The sequence below is a fragment of the Kitasatospora sp. NRRL B-11411 genome, from assembly GCF_000721345.1.
Classification (GTDB): Bacteria; Actinomycetota; Actinomycetes; order Streptomycetales; family Streptomycetaceae; genus Kitasatospora; species Kitasatospora cineracea.
Genome location: NZ_JOGH01000210.1, coordinates 1 through 6144 on the forward strand (window position 1 = coordinate 1; position 6144 = coordinate 6144).

The 6144-nt window shown below is 76.2% G+C and carries 2 protein-coding genes; both read right to left on the reverse strand.

Annotated features, from left to right (window positions below; all coding sequences use genetic code 11):
• A partial coding sequence (locus IH44_RS49575; RefSeq protein ID WP_198545114.1) for an SDR family oxidoreductase occupies window positions 1-5736 on the reverse strand: 5736 nt, incomplete at its 3' end.
• Between the two features lie 53 nt (window positions 5737-5789).
• Window positions 5790-6038, reverse strand: a complete 249-nt coding sequence (locus IH44_RS0138620) for an acyl carrier protein (RefSeq protein WP_030464535.1) — start codon at window positions 6036-6038, stop codon at window positions 5790-5792.
• Between the last annotated feature and the right edge of the window lie 106 nt (window positions 6039-6144).

Genomic DNA, 6144 nt, shown 5'->3' on the forward strand with positions numbered 1-6144 from the left:
TAGGGGGGGGGGGGGGGGGGGGGGGGGGGGGGGGGGGGGGGGTAGGTGGGTCAGGACGGTGGTGTGCAGGCCGGTGATCTGGGCAACGACCCGGTGGCCGTCCGGGGTGGTGGCGGTGCTGGTGCCGGTGGCGGGGGAGTGGTGCAGGTGCAGGCCGTCGGGGTGGTGGTGCAGGAGGTCGTGGTCGTCGCCGGGGAGGTGGAGGGTGATCCGTTCGATGTGGTGGGGGACGGCGACGGGGTGTCTGCCGTCCGGGCCGGGGGCGAGGGACGGGGTGCGGGCGAGGCTGTCCAGCAGGACGGCCGGGGTGCTCAGCCGGGGCAGGGCGGCCAGGGCGGCCGGGTCGGGTCGCCAGTGGGCGGCGGTGCCGGTGGGGGTGGCGCGCCAGTCGCGGGTGGCGCGGAAGGGGCCGGTGAGCAGGACGGGCGAGGCCGGGTCGTAGTACGGGTCGGTGGCGGTGGCGGTGGCGGTGGCGGTGGCGGTGGCGGTGGTGACGGTGGTGGTGGCGGTCAGGGCGGGTGGCAGGGCGTGTGGGACGGGTAGTGGGGGCGGGCCGCCGAGGCGGACGGTGGCTCGGAAGTGTTCGCGGTCGGTGGCCAGGACCCGGCCGTCCGGCGCCACCACGTCCGAGCGGACGCTCACCCGGACGGCGCACCCCCAGCGGGTCGGGCGGCGGTGCGCCTCGATCCGGAAGCGGGCGGGGCGGCCGTCGGTGCGGGCGCGGACCCAGGAGCGGAAGGCCAGGCGGTCGATGCCGAGCAGGGGCAGTGGGGGTAGCAGGGGGGTGTCGGCGGAGTCCCGGGCGAGGGTGCGGGCCGCCTGGACGGCCAGGTCGGCCAGGACGACGCCCGGGACGGTGGGGCGGCCGTCCACCAGGTGGTGGCGGAGGAAGGCGTGGGTGTCCAGGTCGAGCAGCAACTCCCAGGCGGCGTGGTCGGGTTGCCGGTGGACCGGGGCGCCGAGCAACCCTGGGATGGGGGCAGAGAGGGTTGTGGTGGGGGCAGAGAGGGCCGTGGTGGGGAGGGACGGGGCGGGGGTGCGCAGGCCGGGGAAGCGGGTGTCGAAGGAGTGGTGTTCGGCCGTGCCGACGAAGGTGACCAGCCGGTCCGTCCGGCCCTCCGGGTGGGTGCGGCGGCGGAGTTCGGACAGGAAGTGGGCGACGCCCTCGGCGGTGCTCATCCGGGACAGCCGGGCCGTGCGGGCCGTGTACGACTGGACGACGGGCCCGGAGCCGAGGCCGGTCTCGTCCCAGATCGTCCAGGCGATGGTGAACTCCCGGTCGTCGGAGGCGGATTGGGCGGCGGCGGAGAGGAAGTCGTTGGCGGGGGAGTAGTCGCTCTCGCCGGGCAGGCCGACCAGGCCGGTGACCGAGCCGAAGTTGCACCACAGCCCCGGCGCGAGCGGGCCGTCGAACGCGGCGCGCAGGTGGTGGTAGCCGGCGAGCTTGACGTCGCGGATCCGGCGCATGCCCGGCAGCGTCTTGCGGGTGATGTCGCCCGGGTGGTGCAGCCCCGCACCGTTCACCAGCAGGTCGACCCGGCCCTCCCGGACCCGGACCGCCTCCGCCACGGCCCGGACGGCGGCCGGATCGGTCACGTCGCAGGTGTGGAAGTGCACGTGCTCGGCGCCGCAGGCCGCCCGCAGCGCGCGCAGGGTCAGCGCGGACTCGCGGGCGTGCAGCAGCCGGTCGAAGGCGGCGCTGATCCCGCTCACCGGACGCCGCGGGTCGCGGGCGCGCTCGGCGGCGATGTACCGGGCCCGGGCGGCCGGCAGCTCCGCGTCCGGGGCGTCGAGCAGTTCGCCGGGTACTTCGGCGGGGCGGCTGGACCCCACCAGGTGCAGCCGCAGAGGGAGTTGGTCGGCCAGGCCGAGCAGGCAGGCGGCCGTGATGCCGCGCGCGCCGCCGGTGGCCACCACCACCGGGTGCGGGGGCAGGAGGGCGTCCGCACCGGAACCTGGGAGGGAGAGGGACGGGGCGGAGGGGGTGAGGCGTTGGGCCAGGCGGGTACCGTGGTGGTGCCGGGTCACCGGCAACCCGTCGGCGGGGACAGCGAGTTCGTCCTCCAGCGCGGACAGCACGGCCACCGGATCGGTGCGGTCGGAGACCAGGGCGCGGACGGTGCAGTCCGGCAGTTCCCAGGCCAGCGACTTGACGAACCCGGTGAACAGGTGAGCGTGCGGGGCGGCCTGGTCCGCGTGGAACGGTGCGGCGACACCGACCGCCAAGGTGTCCAGCCCGTCCCGGAGTTGGCGCACCGCCCAGAACGCCGCCTCCTGGACGGCCAGCAGTTCGGCCGTCGGCGGTGCGGGCCACGGCGGGGCGGCGTGCAGATCGGCGACCACCCGCAGGTGTCGGAACCCGGACGGGTGCTCGGCCAGGACGCGGTCGACGGCCTGTCCCGGATCGGTGCCGGTGCCGGTGCCGGTGCCGGTGCCGGTGGCGGTTTCGGTGGCGGTTTCGGCGGTGGTTCTGGCGCCGACGGCGAGCAGGTGGGTGCCGGGAGGCAGGGTGGGCGTGGCGGCGCGGAGGGCGGCCTGCTGGGCGGCGCCGGTGATCACCAACGTGTCGGCGGGGAGCGGGAGTCGGCGGGAGTGCAGGGTGCCGGAGGGCGACCAGGAGAGGGTGTGGCGCCAGGTGAGGGGCGAAGCTGGGGCGGTCGCGGTGGTGGCGGTCGTGGTGGCGTCGGTGGTCAGGTGGCGGACGGCCGTCGCCAGGTCGTTCGCGCCGAGGTAGTCCCAGCGGTCCGCCGGGGCGGCCGGTTCGGTGCGTTCCAGGGTGGCGAGGACGGTGTCGAGCGGGGCGAGCACCGGCCACTGCCGGGTGCGGGCCACGGAGGCCCGGGTGAGCAGCAGGGCGAACGCGCCCTCGGCGGCCCGCGGCCGGTCGGAGACGCCGTTGACGCCCAAAACCAGGGCCAACTCCAGCTCTCCGCGCCGCAGATGCGCGGCCGCCGCCCGCAGTGCGGCCCGGCCCGAGGTGGGCCCGGTGTCCAGGGTCATGGTCGGGCCGTGCAGGTCGTGCAGGGCGGCGATCCGGGCGGGGATCACGTTCGGCATCAGCCCGGCGAGGGTGTCCTCCCCCGGGTCGGTGCGCCCGCGCACCGCGTCGAGGAACGCCTCGGTGGCCTTGCGGAGCGACGCCGGGTCGAGTCCGTCGGGGGCGGGCGGCGCGGCGAGCGCTGCGGTCAGGGCGGCGGCGTGGCAGCGGACCGTCAGGTCCGGAGAGGCGGCGGGGACGCCGGTGTGTGCGGCGAACACCCCGCAGCTGTCCCGCAGTTCGTCCCACCAGGGCGGGGCGTCCGGTCGGACGAGCGCTGCGGTGGCCTGGAGCGCCATCAGTTGCGCCCGGTCGATGCCTGCGGCCGTCGGGGCGGGGAGGCGCACCTCGGCGAACGGGGGGATCGGGTAGGTCGGGCCGAACGAGCGCTGGGAGGAGAGGTTCTGACGCTCCATCAGTGGAGAGGTCGGAGTGCCCGGAAGGTGGGACGACCGGGCGACCACCACCACCGGGTCGTCCGGCAGCGGGGCGGGCAGCGAGGGCGGTGCGGACTCGCCGGGGCGCGGGGCGTCCTGGAGCAGCAAGTGCCCGTTGGTGCCGCCGAATCCGAACGCCGACACCCCCACCGTGCGCGGCCGGTCCGCCGGTCGCGGCCAGGGCGTCGGGGCGGTCGGCACCCGCAGTGGCGGCGCGCCGTCCGGGGCCCGGTACGGGAGTTGCGGCGGGATGGTGGAGTGCGCGAGCCCCTGTAGCGCGTGCACCACCGAGACCGCGCCGGCCGCCCAACCGGTGTGCCCGACCACGGACTTGTTCGACGTGCACCACGCCTGCGGCAGCTGCTCAGCCAGTACCCCGCGCTCGACCCCGTCGCCGACCGGCGTCCCCGTGGCGTGGGCGACCACCCAGTCGACCAGCTTGGTCGGCAGCCCCGACACCGCCCGGGCCCGGGTCAACGCCCGTTGCTGGCCGGACGGGTTGGGCGCGTGCACCGCCCGTCCCCGCCCGTCCGAGGCCGCGCCGAACCCCGCCAGCACGCCCAGTACCCGGTCGCCGTCCGCCAGTGCCGCGTCCAGCCGTTTGAGTGCGACGAACGCCGCCCCGTCGGCGAACAGCACCCCGTCCGCGTCCGCGTCGAACGCCCGCACCGTGCCCGAGCGGCTCAGGCCGCGCAGCCGGGAGAACAGCACGCTGTAGCGCGGGCCGAGCGAGAACACCCCGCCGCACAAGGCGAGTTCGCACTCGCCGTCCAGCACGGCCCGCGTCCCCAGGTCGATCGCGTACAGCGCGGACGAGCACGCCGTGTCGACCACCTGGACGGGCACCGGCCCCGTACTCGTACCCGCCTCCGGCAGCAGCTCCGCCAGCGCGGCGCGGACGGCGGCGAGCGGCAGGTGCTCCTCCGGCCGGCCCGCGTGCCGGTAGGTGGCGTGCAGGCGGCGTACCAACTGGGCGCGGAGAGCGGCGCGTTCGGGGGCGGTGGCGGGCTTGGGCCAGTGTGCGGCGATGCCGGTGGCGGCGGCCTCGACCAGCACGCTCTCCTCCACGTGCTGGGAGCCCTCGGCCCAGGCGCCGACGAAGCAGGCGGTGCGGACCCCCGGGCGGGCGGCGAGCCCCGGCGCGTCGCACTGGAGCAGCGCGGTGCGGGTCCAGGCGGTGAGGAAGTCCTCGGCGGGGTCGGGGGTCGGCCGGAGGTAGCCCGCCACCCGGCTGTAGGTGCGGTCCGCGGCGTCCTCGGCGGACCAGAAGTGCTCCAGCGGGAAGCGTCCCCCCGGCTCGCCGAACTGCGGGACGCCCTCCACCAGTCGCTGCCAGAACTCCTCCGGGTCGCCCGCGCCCGGGGCGACCAGGCCGGTGCCGACCACGGCGACCGTCCGGGAGGCGGGCCGGACCGGGGCGTTGGCGGGCCGGACCTGGGCGTTGGCGGGCGCGGGCCGGCGGGGGATCTGCCGAGCCGGGACGGGAGTCGGCGCCTGGCGCGGGGTGAGCATGGCGCGGCCCACGGACAGGCCGCCGTCGGCGAGCAGGCACTGTCCCGAGATCCAGCGGGACTGCGGGGAGGCGAGGAAGGCCACCAGCCGGGCGAGGTCGGCCTCCTGGCCCACCCCGCCGAGCGGGGCCGCCGCCGCGCAGGTCGCCCGCAGGGCGTCCGCGGCCGGGAAGAGCGAGGCCGTCGGGTTGTCCAGCAGGCCGGCCGAAGCGGTGTTCACTCGGATCCCGGACGGCCCCAGATCGGCGGCCAGGTACCGGGTCAGCGCCTCCAGCGCGGCCTTGCAGACGCCCACCAGCAGGTAGTCGTCCATGGCCAGCCCCGCTCCGATGGACGACACGTTCACGATCGCCCCGCCGCCCCGGGCGGCCATCAGCGGCGCCGCCGCCAGCGCGCACCAGCGGGCGCCATGCAGGTTGGTGTCCAGCGCCCGCTGCCACTCGGTGTCGGTGAGGTCGTCGTACCGGGCGAACACGCCCCGCGCCGCGTTGTTCACCAGGACGTCCACACCGCCGTGCCGTTCGGCCAGCACCGCGAACATCGCCGACACCTGCTCGTGCTTGGCCACGCTGCCGCGCAGCGCCTCGGCCCGCCCGCCGGCCGCCCGGATCGCCGCGACGGTCTCCTCGGCGGCCTGCGGTGAGTGGAAGTGGTTGACCACCACCAGCGCGCCGCGCGCGGCCAGTTCGCGGCTGATCGCCGCCCCCACGCCCTTGCCGCCCCCGGTGACCAGTGCGACCTTTCCTGCCAAGTCCGCTGTGGGGTAGGGGAATTGGTTCTGGGGGTGTGGTGCTGCGCGGTCGTTCACGGCCGGGCCCCCGTTCCGGGTGCGGAGGAGGGGCGGGGCGGCAGGGTGGGGAGCAGGTCGGCGAGTGCGTCCAGGGTGGTGTGGCTGGTCAGCCGGGTGCCCTCGGTGGGCAGGGTGCGCCCGAAGCGGGTGACGGCCTGGGCGAACAGCTCGGTCTGCTTGATCGAGTCGACGCCCAGGTCGGCCTCCAGGTCGGCGTCGGCCGTCAGCACCTCGGGCGGGTAGCCGAGTGCAGTCGCGTACAACGCTCTTAGAAAGTGTGGGGTAATTGGCTGGCTACTGATCGTTGAGGTCGTCGGCAAGGCGGCGGGCTGCTTCGGTCTCGATGGGACCGCGTGGTTCGATCTCCTC